The sequence below is a fragment of the Lentzea sp. NPDC059081 genome (genome assembly GCF_042738015.1).
Lineage (GTDB): Bacteria > Actinomycetota > Actinomycetes > Mycobacteriales > Pseudonocardiaceae > Lentzea.
Map to the genome: position 1 here is coordinate 40,299 of NZ_JBHYGW010000028.1, position 17,756 is coordinate 58,054.

Genomic DNA, 17,756 nt, shown 5'->3' on the forward strand with positions numbered 1-17,756 from the left:
GATCCAGTTGAAACCATGCCGCTGCGGCACGGTCAAGCCGGGGAGGAAGGGTTCAGACGAAGGTGAGTGCCACGGTCTACTTTCGTCGCAAACAAAAGGCTCCCGGTCGCGACGACCGGGAGCCGATTGCTGTCCAGTTGGGACTTACAGGAACTGACCACCGCGGGTGACGGCGCCGTAGGCGTCCACGATGCCGTGACCGTAGAAGCCGTTGAACTTCGCGTCACCCTCGCAGGTGGCGTCGAACTCCGGCGTGCGGCCGACGTCGACGTACGACACGGTGCGCGGGTTCGGGCAGGCGCGCTGGATCGCCGTCTTGTAGAGCACCTTCTCGACCTTGTCGGGGTCGAGGGTCAGGCCGGGACGGCCCTTGTCCTTCTTGCCGTACTGGCTGACGATCAGCGCGGCGACACCGGTGGCGTGCGGGGCGGCCATCGAGGTGCCCTGCAGGTACTGGTAGTAGCCGACCTTGTCGCCCTGCACGGCCTTCTTCACGCCGGCGGCCAGGCCGTCGGGCGTGATGTTGCCGGCCTCGTCGATCGCGCCCTCGGCGAGAGCGACGTTGCGCGGGTAGGTGGACAGGATCAGGTTCTCGTTGGTGCGGTACCACGGCGTGCCGAGGCCGTCGCGGAAGTAGCCGCCGGGAGCCGAGATCGCGGTCTGCTCGACGCCGTAGTTCGAGTAGTCGGCCTTGCCGGTCGACGGGCCGAGAGCCGACACCGAGATCACGTGGTTGCCCTCGGTGGGCAGCGTGAGGCAGGTGGCGTTGTCGACGGGGCGAGGACGGTTGTGGCCCGGCGGGTAGTTCGGGCTCTGCGTGTCCTGGCGGGGCTTGCCCAGGTCCTCGTGGTTGTTGCCGGCGGCACCGATCAGCGTGACGCCCTTGCGGTGCGCGTAGTTCAGCGCGCGCTGCACGGACGCGATGATCGTGCGCTGCTCCAGCTGCTCCTCGGCCGAGGCCGTGGGGTCGTTGGCGCAGTTCATGTACCACGGGTCGACGTAGAACGACATGTTGATGACGTCGAGGCCGATGTCGGCGCCGTAGGTGAGGGCGTCGACGACGGGCTGCAGGAAGAACGAGCCCGCGTCCTGGCCGCCGCGGATGTTGACCAGCGACACGTTCGGCGCGACACCGGAGATGCCGAAGCCGTTGGCGGCGGCGCCGATCGTGCCCGCGACGTGCGTGCCGTGGCCGCCGTCGTCCCAGTTGGCCGGGTCGACACAACCGCGGAACTCGCACGGGCCGTCGAACACGCCACCGTCGGCGTCGTTCGGGATGTCGACGGTGAAGTTGCGCGAGAGCTCGTTGTTGAAGTTCGGCGCGATGTCCGGGTGCGAACCGTCCACACCGGTGTCGAGGATGCCGACGTACACGCGCTTGTCACCGGCCTGCTTGGCACGCGCGATGTTGGAGCGCACCAGGTTCAGGCCCCACAGGTCGCCGTCGAGCGGGTCCATGCCCGCGGTCGACTGCGCCGGCGCCGGAGCCTTGTTGGGCTGCGCCGCCTTGTTCTCCTTCTCGACGTTCTCCCGCTTGGCCTTCTCGGCCTTCGCCGCGGGGGAGTGGCCGATTGGCTTGGCCCTGGCCGCGCCGACGATCTCGCTCGAAGCCGAGACCTTCTCGACGAACCCGTTCGCGGGCGCCTTGACGGTCAGCAGGCCGACGGCGTCGTTGCTCCGCACGACCTCGCCGCCCGCCCTCTGCACGGCGTCGATCGCGAAGTCGCGGTTGCCGGGGGCCTCCAGCAGAACGGTGTACTCCGTGTCCTTCTGCTGCCCCGAGGCCGAGGCCGGCGCTGCCCCCGCAGCCGACGTACCCGCGGCGACCAGCGACACCGTCGCCACCACCGCCATCACGGTTCTGCGCGTTCTCACCTAGCTGTCTCCTCACACCCGGTCAGGGCTGGATCCAACACACCGGACGGACCCCGATGCCGCCCAAGTCCGACACACTCGCACGAAAACGCCATCCAGCATCAGCGCCTTTCGTACGGAATCGAACTGTAGTCGATCAACAGCGGAGGGTGATGTTATAGGAACGGATCTTGACTTGTCGATTATTCGAAGATGGACTTCGCGTTTATGCGGAGACGGGTAATGGCAACGTCGGCATGCCTTCTCTTTCTGCTCTCTGCCTGCGGTGATGCGGGCAAGGGCGCACTGACGCTGCCTTCGCGGGGACCCAAGCCAATCGTCGGGGTCATCCTTCCCGACCAAACGAGCTCCAGTCGTTGGGAGGAACAGGACCGCCCTCTTCTGACCCAGGCCTTCAACTACGCGGACATCGAACCGTTCATCGAGAACGCGAACGGCGACGAGACGAAGTTCGTCCAGATCGCCGAGGAGATGATCCGGCGCAAGGCGAAGGTCATCGTGACGACGCCGATCTCACCGGCGGGTGGTCTCGCCGTGCAGAAGAAGGCCAAGGAGGCGGGCATCCCGGTCATCGACTACGACCGGCTGACGCTCGGCGGCCAGGCGGAGTACTACGTGAGCTTCGACGGCGTGAACGTCGGCCAGCTGCAGGCCGAGGGCATGCTGAGCTGCCTCGGGGAGAGACAGGGCGCCCAGGTCATCGAGATGGAGGGCTCGCCCACCGACCACAATGCCACGCTGTTCGCGCAGGGGCACAAGTCGGTGCTCGGGCCCAAGTACGAGAGCGGCGCGCTCAAGCTCGTGAAGACCCAGCCGGTGGACGGCTGGAAACCCGACATCGGCGGCCCGCTGTTCGAGCAGATCCTGAACGGCAACGGCGGCAAGGTCGACGCCGTGATCGCGGCCAACGACGGTCTGGCCGGCGCGGTCGTCGAGGCGCTCAAGAAGAAGAACCTGGCGGGCAAGGTGCCCGTCACCGGTCAGGACGCCACCGTCGAGGGGCTGCGGGCCATCCTGCGCGGCGAGCAGTGCAACACCGTCTACAAGCCGGTGCGCGACGAGGCGGAGGCGGTCGCGAGGCTCGCCATCGCGGTCGCGCGCGGTGACCTGGAGGGTGCCGACGACCTCGCCACCGGCAACCTGCGAGACCCCGTCGCGCGGCGGGACATCAAGTCGGTGCTGCTGGGCGCGACGCTGATCAAGAAGGACTCCGTCCGCAGGCTCGTCACCGAGGGCGTCGTCAAGGCGCAGGAGCTCTGCACCCCAGACCTGGCCCAGGTGTGCACCGCCCAGGACATCGTCGTGGGCTGACAGGCGGTGGAAAAGGCGTTCCGGGCTGTCGGGAACCGATCTTGAACGCCTTTCCTCCCCGTGCTTCCGTGCCGAATCGAGCCGTAGTCGACCGGCAGCGGAGGGTGATGTTATGAGAACAAATCTTGACTTAACAAGATTCAAGAGCTGGACTCCGCGTTTATGCGAAGACGGGTAATGGCATCGTCGGCGTGCCTGCTCTTTCTCCTCTCGGCCTGCGGTGACGCAGGTCAGGGTGCTCCGACGCTGCCGGCGCGCGGTCCCAAACCAATCGTCGGGGTAATCCTTCCCGACCGAACGACTTCCGCGCGCTGGGAAGAACAAGATCGGCCGCTGCTCACGCAGGCGTTCAACTACGCGGACATCGAACCGTTCATGGAGAACGCGGAAGGCGACGAGGCCAAGTTCGCCCGGATCGCCGACGAGATGATCCGCCGCAAGGTGAAGGTCCTCATGATCACGCCGTTGTCGGCGGCGGGCGGGCTCGCGGTCCAGAAGAAGGCGAAGGCCGCGAACATCCCGGTCATCGACTACGACCGCGTGACGCTCGGCGGCCTTGCGGAGTACCACGTGGGCTTCGACAGCGTGAACGTCGGCCAGCTCCAGGCCGACGGGCTGCTGAGCTGCCTCGGGGACAAGGCGGGCGCCCAGATCATCGAGATCGAGGGCGCGCCGACCGACCACAACGCCACCCTGTTCACCCAGGGCCAGAAGTCGAAGCTCTCCTCGAAGTACGACAGCGGGGCGCTCAAGCTGGTGAAGACCCAGCCGGTCGCCGACTGGGACAACGTGCTCGGCGGCCGGTTGTTCGAGGAGATCCTCAACGGCAACGGCGGCAGGGTCGACGGCGTGGTCGCGGCCAACGACGGCCTGGCCGGCGCGGTCATCGAGGTGCTCAAGCGCAAGAACCTCGCGGGCAAGGTGCCGGTCACCGGTCAGGACGCCACGATCGAGGGCCTGCGGGCCGTCCTGCGCGGCGAGCAGTGCAACACCGTCTACAAGCCGGTGCGCGACGAGGCCGAGGCCGCGGCCAGGCTCGCGATCGCGGTCGCCCGCGGTGACCTGGAGGGTGCCGACGACCTCGCCACCGGCAACCTCCGCGACCCCGTGTCCCGGCGGGACATGAAGTCGGTGCTGCTGGGCGCGACGCTGATCAAGAAGGACTCGGTCAGGACCCTCGTCACCGAGGGCGTCGTGAAGGCGGCCGAGCTCTGCGCGGGCGACCTGGCGGCGGTGTGCGCGAGCCAGGACATCGTCGGCGGCTAGCGGCGTCTCCGAGACCTGGGCCGGTGGCGCGGCACGACGAGGTGCCGCGTCACTGGTCCGGCAGGTCGTGGCGGCCGGAGATGAACTCCTGGACCGCGATCTTGGCGCGGATGATCGGCTGCCGCAGCCGCGCCTCCCTGCGGTAGGCCCGGGAGAGCTTGCGGGAGCCCTCGGAGTAGCGCCAGCGCGCCCACGGCGACCCGGGCCTGGCCAGCCGCACCGCGCCGATCGCGGGCACCACCGGCACGAGCAGGCCGAGCAGCCCCGTCCAGATCTTGCCCTTGAGCAGCGCCACGATCGCGAGGCACAGGTTCACGCCGATCGCGATCACCCGCAGCGTGAACGTGTCCGTCGGCGTCGTGTCCGGGTTGAGCTGCAGCACCTCGTCGTAGCCGAGCGGCCGGGCGCCGAGCAGGAACGTGCCGGTCAGGCCCACGGCGAGGAAGACCGCGTCGACGGACAGCCTGCCCGCCTTGGTCCAGTACACGTCCCGCAGGTGCAGGATCAGCGCGAACTCGTCCAGCACCAGCGCCGCGCCTACGCCGACGACCGCCGCGGCGGCGCACCGGGCGCCGTACAGGTCGTCCGGGATGATCAGGCTGCTGACGCTGGACAGGAGCAGCAGCACCGTGCCGAAGACGACGTGGTGCACGTGCGTGTCGCCGTGGACGATGTTGCGCGGCCACCACCGCACCTTCGCCCGGATCATGCGCACGCTGATGCGGATGAACACGAACGTGGTCACCAAGCCGATGAAGAAGAAGAGCAGGCGTTCGCTGCCGGTCAAGCACAGCCCCTTGTGGGTCGAGGACCCACCAGGTTACCCGTTGCGGTTGACGTCCCCGTGGACCTTGCCGATCTGGAACACGGTGCCGTGCACGGTTCCGGTGAGGCTGTTGGTGATCACGTCACCGCCCCGGGAAGCCTTGCGCGCGGGGGCGTTCTCCAGGTGTTCGCGGACGACCGCGTGCAGTCCGCGCACGGCCTCCGGGGCCACGCTGACCTTGATCGACAGTGTCGTCTGCTGGGGCACGAGCACCTCCGCGAAGGTCGTTCGGGGTCTCACGTTAGCAGTCAAATTGACGGCTCGACTGGAAGCGGGGAGGCGTGGTTGACTGTCCATGGTCGTACGTTTTCGTGTTCGTGGTACCACGCTCGCGCAAAACGAGGTCGCGAGCGTGAGGGTTCTCCAGGTTCCGGAGAAGTCGCTGTTCCGACTTGACCCGGTGGTCGCGAACGCGATCCGGCACCTGTTAGAGGAGAAGTAGCAAGATGGCAGTACAGGGCGTCGTTAAGTGGTTCAACGCGGAGAAGGGCTTCGGCTTCATCTCCCCCGACAACGGCGGGGCCGACGTGTTCGTCCACTACTCCGAGATCCAGATGAACGGCTACAAGGCTCTCGAGGAGAACCAGCGGGTCGAGTTCGAGATCGGTCAGGGCCAGAAGGGCCCGCAGGCCCAGGGCGTTCGCGCCGTCTGAGCCTGATCGGTCAGCACATCTGATCTGACGCCGAAGCCGCTTGTCCTGAACTGGACAGGCGGCTTCGTCGCGTCTTGTGCCCGCTCGATCGCGATCAGTAGCTTCAGCCCATGGGGAGACTGGTCGTGGCGGCGCTGTTGCTCTTCGTGGCCGGGTGTTCCGGCGGTTCCGACGCGGTTCCCGGTGGTGGGAGCAAGATCGACGCGTTGCTGGCCAAGGCACCCGTGTACTCGGGCCAGGTCACGCCGGGCTCGGCCGTGGACCGGATCAAGAAGCGCGGGAAGCTGCTGATCGGCGGGTCCCAGGACGCCCCGCTGCTCTCCCAGCTCGACCCGGTCAGCGGCGAGGTCACCGGCTTCGACGCCTACCTCGGCAAGCTCCTCGCGCAGTACGTCCTGGGCAAGCCGGACACCGAGCTGCTGAGCGCGACCTCCGAGACGCGCGAACCGTTGCTGGGCAACGGCACGGTCGACGTGATCATCCAGACCTACACGATCACGCCTGCTCGCAAGGAACGCGTGTCGTTCGCCGGGCCGTACTACCAGTCCGGTCAGTCCATCGCCGTGCGCAAGGGCACGTCCGGCATCGCCACACCCGCCGACCTGGCGGGCAAGACGGTCATCGTCGGTGCGAACACGCCCGGTGTGAAGGCGGTGCGCGACGCGGCACCGACGGCCCGGATCGTCGAGTTCGGCTCCGACCCCGAGTGCCTGACCGCGCTCAAGCAGGGCCGCGGCGAGGCCTACGTGCAGGACCAGGCGATCCTCGTGGCCGACGCGTCGAAGGACTCCGAGCTGCAGCTGGTCGGCGAGCCGTTCACCGAGGACCCGTACGGCATCGGCATCAAGCACGGCGACGCGGAGTTCACGAAGTTCGTCGACGACTGGCTGCGCGAGATCGGCAAGTCCGGTCTGTGGCAGGACGTCTGGAAGCAGACGATCGGCACCGTGGTGACCGGCGACGCGCCGGCGCCACCCGCGATCGCCTCATGAGCCTTGTCCTCGAAGGCTTTCTGAACACCGTCGCCCTGACCCTGCTCTCGTTCGCCGGCGCGTTGCTCGTCGGGCTGGTCGTCGCCGTGCTCCGGATCGTGCCCGTGCCGTTGTTGCGCGCGGCCGGTGCCGTCTACGTCGAGGTGTGGCGCAACATCCCGCTGCTGGCGTGGCTGGTGCTGTTCGTGTTCGGGCTGCCCGAGGTGGGGGTGAAGATGCCGTTGTTCTGGACGGCGTGCGTCGCGATCGCCCTGTACGAGGCCGCTTTCGTGGCGGAGGCGCTGCGGTCGGGCGTCAGCTCCGTGGCCGCCGGGCAGGGGGAGGCCGCGCGGGCGCTGGGGCTGTCGTTCCGGCAGTCGCTGTGGTACGTGGTCCTGCCGCAGGCCGCTCGGCGGGTGGTGCAGCCGCTGGCGAACATCGCGATCGCGCTGACGATGGCGACGGCGCTGGCCGGGGTCGTCGGCGTGGTGGACATGACCCGTGCCGCGCAACGGATCAACCTGGAGCTCGCCCAGCCGTTGCTGGTCTTCACCGGCGTCGGGCTCTGCTACCTGGTGATGGCGGCCGGCATCGGGGCCGGCGCGCGGGTGCTGGAACGGCGGCTGGCCTGATGTTCGACGCGCCCGGTCCCCGTGCCCGCCGCCGGATCCTCTGGGTCTCGGTGGCGTCCGGCGTCGTGCTGCTCGGGCTCGTGGCGCTGGGACTGCGGCAGTTCGCGGCCGGCGGGCAGCTGGACCCGGTTCGGTGGAGGCCGTATCTGACCTGGCCGATGTGGCGTTATCTGCTCGAAGGCCTGGGATCGACGGTGGTGGCGGCGTGCGCGACGGGGGTGCTGGCGATGGCGGGTGGGTTGCTGCTCGCGTTGCGGCCCAACCGGTTCACGCGCGGCTACGCCGAGGTCATGCGCACGGTCCCGGTGCTGCTGCTCGTGTACGTGATGCTGTTCGTGCTGCCGTCGTTCGGCGTGAACCTGCCGGTGTTCTGGAAGCTCGTGGTGCCGTTGGCGTTGTCGCACGCGGCGTCCTACGCGGTGATCTTCCGGGCCGGCGTGGAGTCGGTCGACCCCGGTCAGCGCGAGGCGGGGCTGTCGCTCGGCATGGCGGACGGCGTGGTGACGCGGTTCGTGGTGCTGCCCCAGGCCGTCCGGCACATGACACCGCTGCTCGTGACCCAGGCCGTGAGCTTGTTGAAGGACACCTCGCTGGGGTATGTCGTGTCCTACACCGAGCTGTTGTTCAACGGGCGGGTCCTCGCGAACTACAACGGTCTGCTGGTCCAGACGTACCTCGTCGTCGCGTTCGTCTACCTCGTGGTCAACCTGGCGCTGTCCCGGTTGGCGCACCGGCTGGAGGCAACCCGTGCCCGCACTGCTCGCTGAGGTCACCCGGTCCGGCTTCGTCGAGAGCCTGCACCACGGCAGCGTGGTCGGGCTGCTGCCGTCCGGTGACATCGCCGTGTCCGTCGGGGCCGTCGAGGACCCGGTGCTGCCGCGGTCGTGCATGAAACCGTTCCAGGCGCTCGCGTGCCTGTCCGCAGGGGCGCCGCTGGCGGGTCCGGCGCTGGCGATCGCGGCCGGGTCGCACACGGGGGAGAACCGGCACGTCGAGCTGGTGATGCAGGTGCTGGGCGGGTTGCCGGTCGGGCTGCTGCGGTGTCCCGCCACCTGGCCGGAGGACGAGCAGACCCGGCAACGGCTGACCGAGCCGTCGCGGGTGCGGATGAACTGCTCGGGCAAGCACGCGGCGATGCTGGCGGCGTGCGTGGCGGCGCGGTGGCCGACGCAGACCTACCTGGAGCTGGCACACCCGTTGCAGCAGCAGGTGATGCGGACGGTCGAGGACCTGGCCGGCGAGGCCGTGACGCACACGGCGGTCGACGGGTGCGGTGCGCCGGTGTACGGGTTGTCGTTGCACGGCTTGGCACGTGCGATGCAGGGGCTGGTGCGCACGCCCGTCGCCGATGCCATGCGCCGTTTTCCCGAGTACGTCGGCGGAACCGGGCACGTGAACACCGTCGTGATGCAGCTGCTGCCCGGTGTCGTCGCCAAGGGCGGTGCGGAGGGGGTGCTCGTGCTGGCGACGGCCGCCGGGCACGCGGTCGCGGTGAAGGTGCTCGACGGCAACCCCCGTGCCACGACGGCGATCGGGCTCACGGCGCTGGCCTCGCTCGGGTTCGACGTGTCACCCGCGAAGGAACACCTGTCGGTGCCGGTGCTCGGCGGAGGGCAGGTCGTCGGGGAGGTTCGCGTGGTGTTCCAGGGCGGCCGCTAGAACGTCTCGGGGACGTCGAGCATGCCGAGCTGCGCCATCACGGTCGCGGTGTCGCCGTAGACCCGTTGGCAGACAAGGACGTCCTTGTCGAACAGGAAGAAACCGACCATCCTGACCTTGAAGGCCCTGCCGGTCACCTCCTCGCCGGTGAGGCTGCCGAGGTGCGTGCCCTGGAGCTCGAACTCGACGACGACGGCGTCGTCGGCGTGGTGGACGTCGACGACCAGGGTGCGCTGGTCGGGGAACGCCGCACGGGTGCGCTGCCAGTACGCGCGGACCTCGTCCACCCCGTCGAGGACCTGACCGGAAGCCATGATCTCGTACCGAGGACGGGGGAACGTGGTCAAGGAGGTGTCGAAGTCGTGGTCGTTCTGCGACTCCATGTGCTCCAAGACGATCGCTTCACGCAGCGCCCTGAGCGCCTTGGACTCGGTCATGCCGACGGATCCTCCTACGTACGCCGTACGTCGCAGGGAAGCTACTCCAGGTCACGGGGTCTTCGCCAGTGTCCGTGAGTCGTGAGCCGCTGACCCGCGACCGCATCGTGGACGCGGCCGTGCGGGTGATCGAACGCGAGGGCGTGGAGGCCGTCTCCATGCGGCGCATCGCGTCCGACCTGGGCGCGGGCACCATGTCGCTGTACAACCACGTGCCGAACAAGGCCGTGCTGGTGGACCTCGCGGCCGAGCGGATCATGGCGCAGGCGCGGCCGTACCAGGTGGACGGTGACGACTGGCGCGACCACATCCGGGCGCACGCGCGGGCGGTGCGCGAGCTGGCCCGCCGGCACCCGCGCGCGTTCGTGCTGCTGGCGACGCGGCGGCTGAGCAGCGATGCCGGGTTCCGCACGATCGAGGCGGCGCTGGCGAACTTCGCACGCGCCGGGTTCGAGGGCGAGGTCGCCGTCGGGATGATGCGGGCGATGGTGTCGTACCTGCTGGGCACCGTGATGCGGGAGGTGGCGACGTCGCCGGAGCTCGGCGGGATCGCGTTGTCGCCCTACACCGGTGTCGACGCGGCGGCGTTCCCGTTGTCCGCCGGGGTGCTGGACGAGCTGGGGACCTACGACCACGACCAGGAGTTCGAGTTCGGTCTCGAGCTCCTGATCGCGGCGCTGGAGAGGTACCGCTCCGATTAGGTCCTGTTCTGGCAGTTGATCTTCAGGTCGCCCCAGTCGGCGTGGTCGTAGGCGTTGCCGTTGCCGCCGTCGGTGACGACCAGCCGGACGGTGGTCGCTCCCGTGACGTCCGCGTCGAGCGCCCTGGCGGCGTCGGTGGCGGTGACCGGTCCGCTGTCGTGGACCTTCCGGCCGTCCGCCCAGACCTCGTAGGTGACGGAGCTGGCGGGGTCGGCCTTGCGGTCGTCGATGCCGATGGTCGCGGTCACCTTCGTGCAGGCGCCGCCGGTGTAGTACTCGAGCCGTGCGGGGGCGTGCGTGCCGAGGCCCTTCGCGAACACCGTACCGCGAATGGTGATCGGGCCGCCGTCACCCGCCGCCGTCTCGCCGTTCGTCGTGTCGATCTCGACCGGACCCCAGCCGTTGGTGCTGCGCAACCACTTCAGGTCGCTGACGAAGTTCTCGCCGCTCGGGGCCGGACCCGGGACGTACGCCTCGACGGAGTGCTTGCGGTGCACCGGGTTCTTCTCGTTCGGACTGTGGAAGGCGAAGCTCGCCTCGATCGGCACGCGGCCTTCCTGCGCGCCGGGAGGAGCGGTCACCTGCCAGGTGGTGGTGAACGCTTTCCGTCCTGCCACAACGGTCGCGGTGCTCGGCGTGGTGGCCCGCGCCGTCCAGCCGCGGGGAACGGTGAGGCTCGCGCGGACCTTCGCGATCGGCAGCAGGCCGGAGTTGGTCACCGAGGTCGTGTAGGTGACCGGCCTGCCCGGCTGGGCGATCGGCAGCGCGCCGGGGTAGAGGAGCTCGCCGGACGCGGTCGCGGTGACGGCCGGTGGGTAGCGGTACCAGTCGTTCGCCGGACTGACGCGGAACATCGCCGAGCCGTGCGCGGGCAGTGCCGCGGTGATCGAGCCTGCGGTGTGGGTGGTGGTCTTGGCCCAGAGGTCGCGGAGCTTGTAGCCGGTCGCGTTGGTGAGCCCCAGTTCCGACGTGGTGACGGACGCTGTGGTGGCGCTGTCGTTCTCGTTGAACAGCAGGACGGCCTTGTCGCCGTTGCTGAGCGGCTTCGCGATCACGTGGACGCCGCCGTCGTCGCGCACGACCCGGCCCTGCACGCCGAGCTTGTCCTGGTCGACGGCGATGACCTCGCGGTTCTCCAGGACCTCGAACGTCTCGGGCGTGGCCTTGCGCAGGTCGGTGCCGATCAGCAGGGGCGCGGCCATGATCGACCAGAGGCTGAAGTGGCTGCGGTACTCGACGTCCGTCATGCCGCCGTTGCCGACCTCCAGCATGTCCGGGTCGTTCCAGTGGCCGGGGCCCGCGTGGTCGGCGAGGTCCATGTTGCGCTTGGCGATCGACAGCATGGAGTCCCAGGTGTCGGTGATGTCACCGGTGGTGCGCCAGAGGTGGCCGACGTCGCGGGCCCACTCCCACGGCTTGTTCTCGCCCCACTCGCAGATGCTGAACACGATCTTGCGGCCGGTGGCCTCCAGCGCGTCGCGCATCTTGGTGTAGCGGTACTTCGCGTCGACGCCCTGGTTGTTGCAGTTGTCGTACTTCAGGTAGTCGACGCCCCAGCTCGCGAACAGCCTGGCGTCCTGCTCCTCGTGGTCGAGGCCGCCGGGGAAGCCCTCGACGTCGCAGGTCTTGGTGCCGGCGCTGGTGTAGAGGCCGAACTTGAGGCCCTTGCCGTGCACGTAGTCGGCGACGTGCTTGATGCCGTTGGGGAAACGCGCCGGATCGGGGACGAGGTCGCCGCTCTGGTCGCGTTCGGGCAGGGCCCAGCAGTCGTCGATGTTGACGTACTCGTAGCCCGCGTCCTTGAGCCCCTTGGTGACGAAGAGGTCGGCGATGCCCTTGACCATGTCCTCGTCGAACTCGTCACGGCAGTGCGTGCTGTTCCAGTTGTTGAAGCCCATCGGCGGGGTGAGGGCGAGGCCGTCGTCCTTCAGCACGTGCTGGGCCTGGGCCGACGGTGTGACGAAGGTGCCGGCGATGACGGCGGCCGTTACCACTGCTGTGCGCCACTTCGATCTGCGTTGATCCACGTGCACGCGCTCCTCTTGACCAGGGACTCGTCAGGGCGGCGGCGGTCGTGCTCAACACAGCACATGTTCGAACACGATCAGACACATGGAAACGTTCGGTTCGGGTGGGCGTCAAGAGGCCATCAGGTCCCTCGACGCCCACCCGCTGGTCAGGGGCGCATCTCGTAGCGGCCGGAGAGCTGCGCGACCTGCTGCCAGACGGCGTCGAAGCGGGCCTGGTCGACGTGCGGCTTGCGGATCTGGGCCAGTGCCCACTGCTGCTGGGCCTCGGTGCTGCTCGCCTTGCCGTGCAACGCGGTCGCGTAGCCGGCGAAGTCGCGGACCAGGACGTCGAAGACCTGGTCGAGCACGGCGGGGTCGGTGCCGGTGATCTTGGCCTGCTCCAGCACCAGCTGGCCGTAGACGACCAGGGTGAAGAGGTGGCCGAGGTTCAGCAGGAAGTCGAGGTCCTGCTGCTGGGCCTCGTCGGGCGCGGCGGTCGCCAGGAGCGTCTTGATCGCCTTGGCCTGCTCGTGGAACAGCGCCACGTTCGGCAGGTGGGCGTGCTCGGCGTAGATCGGCTCCCAGTCGTGGAACTGGATCTTGCCGAGGCCGCGCGCCGGGCCCTGGTGCCAGAAGAAGTCGTCGTCGGTGGCGTCGTGACGGGTCGGGACCTCGTCGTACGCCTTGGGGTTGAAGAAGTAGTTCGGCATGAACTTCAGCACCAGCGCGAGGTTCACGTGCACGGTGCCTTCGAGCTTGGGCAGCGCGCGGATGTCGGCGGTGGCGCGGGTGAAGTAGGTGTCCTTCTCGAAGCCCTTGGCGGCGATGACGTCCCAGAGCAGGTCGATGACGTGCTCGCCCTCGCTCGTGACCTTCATCTTGGTGATGGGGTTGAAGAGGAGGTAGCGGCGGTCGTCCTCGTTCGCGCTGCGGAAGTAGTCGATGCTGCGGTCCGCGAAGAGCTTCATCGCGGCGAGGCGGGCGTACGCGTCGACGAAGTTCTGGCGGACGTGCGGGAAGTCCGTGACCGGGTTGCCGTAGAGGATCCGGTTGTGGGCGTGGGTGATCGCCTCGTAGAACGAGTGCTCGCTGATGCCGATGGTCGCCGTGCAGAGGTTGAACTTGCCGACGTTGACGGTGTTCAGCGCGGCGGAGAAGGCGTCGGGGCCGCGGTGGAGGATGTCGGCTTCGGTGAGGGGGTAGTCCTCCAGGCGGAACTCGCTGACGAACATCTGGCTGTCGACGACGTTCTTGACCAGCTTGAAGCTCTCGTGCTGGCTGTCGACGGCGAAGAAGACGTAGTCGTCGCCCTGCTTGCCGAAGACGCTGACCATGCCGGCGACGTTGCCGTTGCCGATGTAGTACTTGCCGCCGTTGGCGACGTAGCCGTCGTCGGTCCTCGTGACGATCATGTCGGTGTTGTAGACGTCGGCGCCGTGCTCCTTCTCGGAGAGGCCGAACGCGAACACCGCGCCGCTGTCCAGGAGATTTGCGGCCTTCTGCTTGGCCTCCTCGTTGCCGCTCATCCAGATCGGGCCGAGGCCGAGGACCGTGACCTGCCAGGCGTACCAGTACTGCAGGCCGTAGAAGCCGAGCACCTCGCTGAACGCGGCGTTGCGGGCGGCGTCCCAGCGCTTGGTGCCGTCGACGCTCGCCGGCGTGCAGAAGGTGGCGAAGAGCTTCTCCCGCTTCACGAAGTCGAGGAACTCCGCGTACCAGACCTTGTCCTGCGCGTCGGCGATGAGCTGCCGCTTGCCGCGGGCCTCGAACCACTCGACGGTCGCCCTGAGCAGGCGGCGGGTCTCGTCGTCAAGATGGGCCGGGTCGTAGTGGTTCGGGTCGAGCAGCACTGGCGCCTCCTTCTGGTCTCCCATCGGACGCTACCAGTGAGTAACTTGTGGGTCTACGTGGGGTTTCTTCCAGCTGCGGAAATTGTCGGACCCCCGGCGTAACGTGCTCCGCATCACATCTTCTCGTGAGGAGGCTGCGTTGCGATGACGGTGGTCGTGGCGATCGGTACGCGCAAGGGCCTGTGGCTGGCGCGCAGCGAGGACCGGGTGACGTGGGAGGTCGACGGACCGCACCACGCGATGCAGGAGGTGTACGCGGTCGCGTTCGACACCCGGTCCGGCGTCCGGCTGCTGGCGGGCGTGGCCTCGCCGCACTTCGGTCCCGGCGTGTCCATCTCGGACGACCTCGGTGCCACCTGGGAGGAGTCGTCCTCGCCGCCGATCGCGTTCCCGGTGGAGGACGCGGCGCTGGAGCGCGTGTGGCAGCTCCAGCCGGCCCCGGCCTCGCAACCGGGCGTGGTGTGGGCGGGCACCCAGCCGTCGGCGCTGTTCAGGTCGTCGGACGGCGGCCGGTCGTTCGAGTTCGTCGAGGGCCTCTGGAACCACCCGCACCGCCCGGAGTGGGAGGCGGGCTTCGGCGGCCAGGCCGTGCACACGATCGTGCCGGACCCGGCCGACCCGGACCGGATGCTCGTGGCGATGTCGACCGGCGGCGTCTACCGCACGGCCGACGGCGGCAAGTCGTGGGAGGCCCGCAACAAGGGCATCAAGGCGTACTTCTTCCCGGACCCGTGGCCGGAGTTCGGCCAGTGCGTGCACAAGGTCGCCCAGCACCCGGCGTCGCCGTCCCGCTTCTACGCCCAGAACCACCACGGCGTCTACCGCAGCGACGACGGCGGCGACACCTGGCAGTCCATCGCCGCCGGCCTGCCGACCGACTTCGGCTTCGCGATGGTCGTCCACCCGCACGACCCGGACACGATCTTCACGTTCCCGATCGAGGCCGACGGCCGCCGCTTCCCGCCCGAGGGCAAGTGCCGCGTCTACCGCTCCCGCGACGCGGGCTCGACCTGGCAAGCCCTGGGCGCGGGCCTGCCGGACAACTTCTGGACGGCCGTGATGCGCGACGCCATGTGCACCGACGCCGCCCCCGTGCCCGGCGTCTACTTCGGCTCCCGCTCGGGCGAGGTCTACGCGAGCCCGGACGAGGGCGAGACCTGGCACCAGGTGGCCGCCCACCTGCCGGACGTGATGTCGGTCCGAGCGGCGGTGATCCCCACGTGAAGGTGACGGTCCTGATCCCCGGCGTCCTGCGGTCCGCGGTCGAAGGCCAGTCCTCCGTAGCGCTGGACGTCCCCGACCCGGCCACCCTCGGCGCGGCCTTGGACGTCCTGGCCGGCACCTACCCCGGCCTCGACCGCCGCCTGCGCGACGAACGCGCCGCCTTGCGCCGCTACGTGAACTTCTACGTCAACGGCGAGGAATGCCGCCGCCTCGACGGCCCGGCCACCCCGCTGCCGGCGGGCGCCGAGATCCAGATCCTGCCTTCGGTGGCAGGAGGCTGACGGCCCGAGCCGGGGGTGCGCCGACCGGGGATGACGGCGCACCTCCGGCACGAGCTGCCTGGCCGGGTGCGCGCCGCCCAGCCCCGCCGACGCGCCCGGCCGGCCCCGCCGCGTGCCCGGCCAGCGCCGCTGACGTGTCCGGCCAGCGCCACTGACGTGTCCGACCGGCCTCGCCCCGCCGACGTGGCCCGCCCAGCCCCGCCGACGTACCTGACCAGCTGCAGCTGACGCACCAACCAGCCCTGCGCGGTGCGGGCCGACTCCGTGCGGGCCGCCCCGGCGCGGGCAGCCTGACCTGCGCGCACCGCCCCGGTCTGCCTTCGCCGCGCCCCTGCGCCGCGCGCCTTCGCACCGCGAGTCCGAGGCCGCGTGCCTCCGCGCGTCGATTCGCTCTCGGCGTCGCACCGCCGCCCCAGCAACCTCGCCGCGTCCGCAACCCCGCCTCGCCGTCGTCGCCGTGCTGTGCCCCCGGCTCCCACCGCTCACCGCGCCGCCCTCCTGCCGCCGCCCCCGATCTTCCGCGCTTCCCGCACCTCCACTCCGTCCCCGCCGGCACCGACCGCCCTCCCGGCCTCAGCAGTTCGCGAAGTCGTCCAGCAACCCCGAAGCCACCTCGACGTCCGGGCTGAGCTGCCGGTCCGCCATGTCCGGGTTCAGCTTCGCCTCCGCCGCCTCGAACGCCGCCCGCAGCGCCGGCGTCTCCGGCACCACCCCGCGCAGGCGCAGCGCCCGCACCGCGGCCACCACCTCGCAGGCCAGCACCAGCCGGAACGCGCCCAGCGAACGCAGTGCCTGCGAGGCCGACTGGAAGGCGAAGCTCGAGTTCTCCTCCTGGCCGCGCGACACCACGGCGTTGCCGATGCTCGCCGGCTCGGCCAGGGTGCGGACCTCGGCCAGCGCCGAGTTGGCGCTGTACTCCAGGATCATCACGCCCGAGCTGCCGCGCACGCCCTCCGCCAGGAACGGGCGCAGGCCCGTGAAGTTCGGCTCCACCAGGGTGGCCAGGCGGGCCGTCGACAGGTGGCCGGTGTGCAGCATCGACAGGCGCAGGCGGTCGAGGGCCTGGCCCAGGTAAGCGCTGTGGAAGGCGCCGTGGTGGTAGGCGGCGTCGTCGGACGGGCCGAAGTGGTCGGCGACGATCAGCGGGTTCTCGGCGGCGGCGTTGAACTCCACGTCCAGGACCCGGCCCAGGTCGGTGGCGGCGTCGACGGCCGGGCCGTGGATCTGCGGGAAGCAGCGGTAGCCGAACGGGTCCTGGATGCGGGCCGGCGGGCGTGCCGGTTCGGACAGCAGGCGGCGCATCTCGGCGGCCACCGCCACCTGGCCGGGGTGCGGGCGGCCCAGGTGGACGCGTTCGTCGTAGGCCTCGACGGCGCCGTCCACGGCCAAGAACGACAGGGCGGCCACCACGTGCGTCGCCTTCAGCAGCTGGTGGGCGTCCTGCCAGGCCAGGCCCGCCATGCCGATGGTCAGGGCGTTGCTGCTGATCAACGCCAGCGCGTCGCCCGAGTCGAGCTCGATCGGGTCCGGGGTCTGCGTGGAGCCGAGCCAGTAGCGCTCGCCGAGCAGCGTCAGGCCCGTCTCGGCCAGGGCGGTCAGGTCGCCGGTGCCGATGGCGCCGTACTCGTGGACGCCGGGGTAGCAGCTGCTGTTCAGGGCGGCCAGCAGCGCGTCGGCGACGGCAGGGCGCACGCCCGCGCCGCCGGCGAGGAGCTGGTTGAGGCGCACGACCATCATCGCGCGCACCTGCTCCTCGGGGAGCATGCCGCCGAGTCCGCCCGCGTGGCTGCGCAGCAGGCGCAGGCCGTGTTCCGCCCAGCCCTCGGTGCTGATGATCTGGTCGCGGTTCGCGCCGACGCCCGTTGTGCGGCCGTAGACCTGTCGTCGCACCACGAGACGTTGGCTGGCGTGCCACGACGATTCGAGGCGTGCGAGTCCATCGGTGTGCAGGGACACCGGAGCGTGGTACCTCGCCACGCGCACCACGTCGTCGGCGCCGAGGGACTGACCGTCCAGCACGACAGGGGAGTCTTCGACCATGGCACCAATGTGAGCACATAG

At 69.4% G+C, this 17,756-nt stretch carries 17 protein-coding genes; 10 read left to right on the forward strand and 7 right to left on the reverse strand.

Features of this window, described 5'->3' with window-relative positions; all coding sequences use genetic code 11:
- Positions 1–144 precede the first annotated feature (144 nt).
- Entirely contained in the window at positions 145–1,854 is a 1,710-nt protein-coding gene (locus ACFWV3_RS37645; RefSeq protein ID WP_382418758.1) for a S8 family serine peptidase, read from the reverse strand.
- 228 nt (positions 1,855–2,082) lie between these two features.
- Here ACFWV3_RS37645 and ACFWV3_RS37650 point away from each other — a divergent pair, with 228 nt between their 5' ends.
- Together ACFWV3_RS37650 and ACFWV3_RS37655 are read left to right on the forward strand one after the other, a co-directional pair.
- Complete coding sequence (locus tag ACFWV3_RS37650; RefSeq protein ID WP_382418696.1) at positions 2,083–3,186, forward strand: sugar ABC transporter substrate-binding protein; 1,104 nt, start codon at positions 2,083–2,085, stop codon at positions 3,184–3,186.
- A gap of 177 nt (positions 3,187–3,363) precedes the next feature.
- Positions 3,364–4,452: a sugar ABC transporter substrate-binding protein gene (locus ACFWV3_RS37655; RefSeq protein ID WP_382418697.1), complete on the forward strand. Its 1,089-nt coding sequence runs from the start codon at positions 3,364–3,366 to the stop codon at positions 4,450–4,452.
- A gap of 49 nt (positions 4,453–4,501) precedes the next feature.
- Here the strand turns inward: ACFWV3_RS37655 and ACFWV3_RS37660 are convergent, their stop codons facing one another.
- Together ACFWV3_RS37660 and ACFWV3_RS37665 are read right to left on the reverse strand one after the other, a co-directional pair.
- Entirely contained in the window at positions 4,502–5,239 is a 738-nt protein-coding gene (locus ACFWV3_RS37660) for a hypothetical protein (RefSeq protein ID WP_382418698.1), read from the reverse strand.
- A gap of 33 nt (positions 5,240–5,272) precedes the next feature.
- Positions 5,273–5,518 (reverse strand): hypothetical protein, encoded by a 246-nt coding sequence (locus ACFWV3_RS37665; protein WP_382418699.1) that lies wholly within the window; start codon positions 5,516–5,518, stop codon positions 5,273–5,275.
- 206 nt (positions 5,519–5,724) lie between these two features.
- Here ACFWV3_RS37665 and ACFWV3_RS37670 point away from each other — a divergent pair, with 206 nt between their 5' ends.
- The 5 genes from ACFWV3_RS37670 (at position 5,725) to ACFWV3_RS37690 (ending at position 9,193) form a co-directional block, all read left to right on the forward strand.
- Positions 5,725–5,931 (forward strand): cold-shock protein, encoded by a 207-nt coding sequence (locus ACFWV3_RS37670; RefSeq protein ID WP_382418700.1) that lies wholly within the window; start codon positions 5,725–5,727, stop codon positions 5,929–5,931.
- Positions 5,932–6,041: 110 nt separating this feature from the next.
- Positions 6,042–6,923: a glutamate ABC transporter substrate-binding protein gene (locus tag ACFWV3_RS37675; RefSeq protein WP_382418701.1), complete on the forward strand. Its 882-nt coding sequence runs from the start codon at positions 6,042–6,044 to the stop codon at positions 6,921–6,923.
- Positions 6,920–7,534, forward strand: coding sequence for an amino acid ABC transporter permease (locus ACFWV3_RS37680; protein WP_382418702.1), 615 nt, complete (start codon positions 6,920–6,922; stop codon positions 7,532–7,534). Before ACFWV3_RS37675 ends, ACFWV3_RS37680 begins: the two co-directional genes overlap by 4 nt.
- Positions 7,534–8,301 (forward strand): amino acid ABC transporter permease, encoded by a 768-nt coding sequence (locus tag ACFWV3_RS37685; RefSeq protein WP_382418703.1) that lies wholly within the window; start codon positions 7,534–7,536, stop codon positions 8,299–8,301. The genes ACFWV3_RS37680 and ACFWV3_RS37685 overlap by 1 nt, the downstream gene beginning before the upstream one ends.
- On the forward strand, positions 8,282–9,193 hold the full coding sequence (locus ACFWV3_RS37690) for an asparaginase (protein WP_382418704.1): 912 nt from the start codon (positions 8,282–8,284) through the stop codon (positions 9,191–9,193). Before ACFWV3_RS37685 ends, ACFWV3_RS37690 begins: the two co-directional genes overlap by 20 nt.
- Here ACFWV3_RS37690 and ACFWV3_RS37695 read toward each other — a convergent pair.
- On the reverse strand, positions 9,190–9,630 hold the full coding sequence (locus ACFWV3_RS37695; protein ID WP_382418705.1) for an ester cyclase: 441 nt from the start codon (positions 9,628–9,630) through the stop codon (positions 9,190–9,192). The genes ACFWV3_RS37690 and ACFWV3_RS37695 overlap by 4 nt on opposite strands.
- A 68-nt stretch (positions 9,631–9,698) precedes the next feature.
- Between ACFWV3_RS37695 and ACFWV3_RS37700 the strand changes: the two genes are divergently transcribed.
- Complete coding sequence (locus ACFWV3_RS37700) at positions 9,699–10,331, forward strand: TetR/AcrR family transcriptional regulator C-terminal domain-containing protein (RefSeq protein ID WP_382418706.1); 633 nt, start codon at positions 9,699–9,701, stop codon at positions 10,329–10,331.
- Here ACFWV3_RS37700 and ACFWV3_RS37705 read toward each other — a convergent pair.
- Together ACFWV3_RS37705 and ACFWV3_RS37710 are read right to left on the reverse strand one after the other, a co-directional pair.
- Positions 10,328–12,358, reverse strand: a complete 2,031-nt coding sequence (locus tag ACFWV3_RS37705) for an NPCBM/NEW2 domain-containing protein (RefSeq protein WP_382418707.1) — start codon at positions 12,356–12,358, stop codon at positions 10,328–10,330. The two genes, ACFWV3_RS37700 and ACFWV3_RS37705, sit on opposite strands and share 4 nt — an antisense overlap.
- Before the next feature lie 149 nt (positions 12,359–12,507).
- Positions 12,508–14,214: an acyl-CoA dehydrogenase family protein gene (locus ACFWV3_RS37710; protein ID WP_382418708.1), complete on the reverse strand. Its 1,707-nt coding sequence runs from the start codon at positions 14,212–14,214 to the stop codon at positions 12,508–12,510.
- Between the two features lie 120 nt (positions 14,215–14,334).
- On the opposite strand from ACFWV3_RS37710, the gene ACFWV3_RS37715 reads away from it, so the two are divergent.
- Together ACFWV3_RS37715 and ACFWV3_RS37720 are read left to right on the forward strand one after the other, a co-directional pair.
- Entirely contained in the window at positions 14,335–15,414 is a 1,080-nt protein-coding gene (locus ACFWV3_RS37715) for a WD40/YVTN/BNR-like repeat-containing protein (protein ID WP_382418709.1), read from the forward strand.
- Positions 15,411–15,695 (forward strand): MoaD/ThiS family protein, encoded by a 285-nt coding sequence (locus ACFWV3_RS37720; protein ID WP_382418710.1) that lies wholly within the window; start codon positions 15,411–15,413, stop codon positions 15,693–15,695. The genes ACFWV3_RS37715 and ACFWV3_RS37720 overlap by 4 nt, the downstream gene beginning before the upstream one ends.
- A gap of 573 nt (positions 15,696–16,268) precedes the next feature.
- Here ACFWV3_RS37720 and ACFWV3_RS37725 read toward each other — a convergent pair.
- Positions 16,269–17,735 carry an aromatic amino acid ammonia-lyase gene (locus ACFWV3_RS37725; RefSeq protein ID WP_382418711.1) on the reverse strand — a complete coding sequence of 489 codons (1,467 nt, stop codon included), beginning with the start codon at positions 17,733–17,735 and terminating at the stop codon, positions 16,269–16,271.
- Positions 17,736–17,756: the final 21 nt, after the last annotated feature.

Excerpts from the sequence above, each read along its gene's own strand:
- ACFWV3_RS37645 (WP_382418758.1), bottom strand. The coding sequence starts at position 1,854 with ATGGCGGTGGTGGCGACGGTGTCGCTGGTCGCCGCGGGTACGTCGGCT.
- ACFWV3_RS37650 (WP_382418696.1), top strand. The coding sequence starts at position 2,083 with ATGCGGAGACGGGTAATGGCAACGTCGGCATGCCTTCTCTTTCTGCTC.
- ACFWV3_RS37655 (WP_382418697.1), top strand. The coding sequence starts at position 3,364 with ATGGCATCGTCGGCGTGCCTGCTCTTTCTCCTCTCGGCCTGCGGTGAC.
- ACFWV3_RS37670 (WP_382418700.1), top strand. The coding sequence starts at position 5,725 with ATGGCAGTACAGGGCGTCGTTAAGTGGTTCAACGCGGAGAAGGGCTTC.
- ACFWV3_RS37675 (WP_382418701.1), top strand. The coding sequence starts at position 6,042 with ATGGGGAGACTGGTCGTGGCGGCGCTGTTGCTCTTCGTGGCCGGGTGT.
- ACFWV3_RS37680 (WP_382418702.1), top strand. The coding sequence starts at position 6,920 with ATGAGCCTTGTCCTCGAAGGCTTTCTGAACACCGTCGCCCTGACCCTG.
- ACFWV3_RS37685 (WP_382418703.1), top strand. The coding sequence starts at position 7,534 with ATGTTCGACGCGCCCGGTCCCCGTGCCCGCCGCCGGATCCTCTGGGTC.
- ACFWV3_RS37695 (WP_382418705.1), bottom strand. The coding sequence starts at position 9,630 with ATGACCGAGTCCAAGGCGCTCAGGGCGCTGCGTGAAGCGATCGTCTTG.
- ACFWV3_RS37710 (WP_382418708.1), bottom strand. The coding sequence starts at position 14,214 with ATGGGAGACCAGAAGGAGGCGCCAGTGCTGCTCGACCCGAACCACTAC.
- ACFWV3_RS37715 (WP_382418709.1), top strand. The coding sequence starts at position 14,335 with ATGACGGTGGTCGTGGCGATCGGTACGCGCAAGGGCCTGTGGCTGGCG.
- ACFWV3_RS37725 (WP_382418711.1), bottom strand. The coding sequence starts at position 17,735 with ATGGTCGAAGACTCCCCTGTCGTGCTGGACGGTCAGTCCCTCGGCGCC.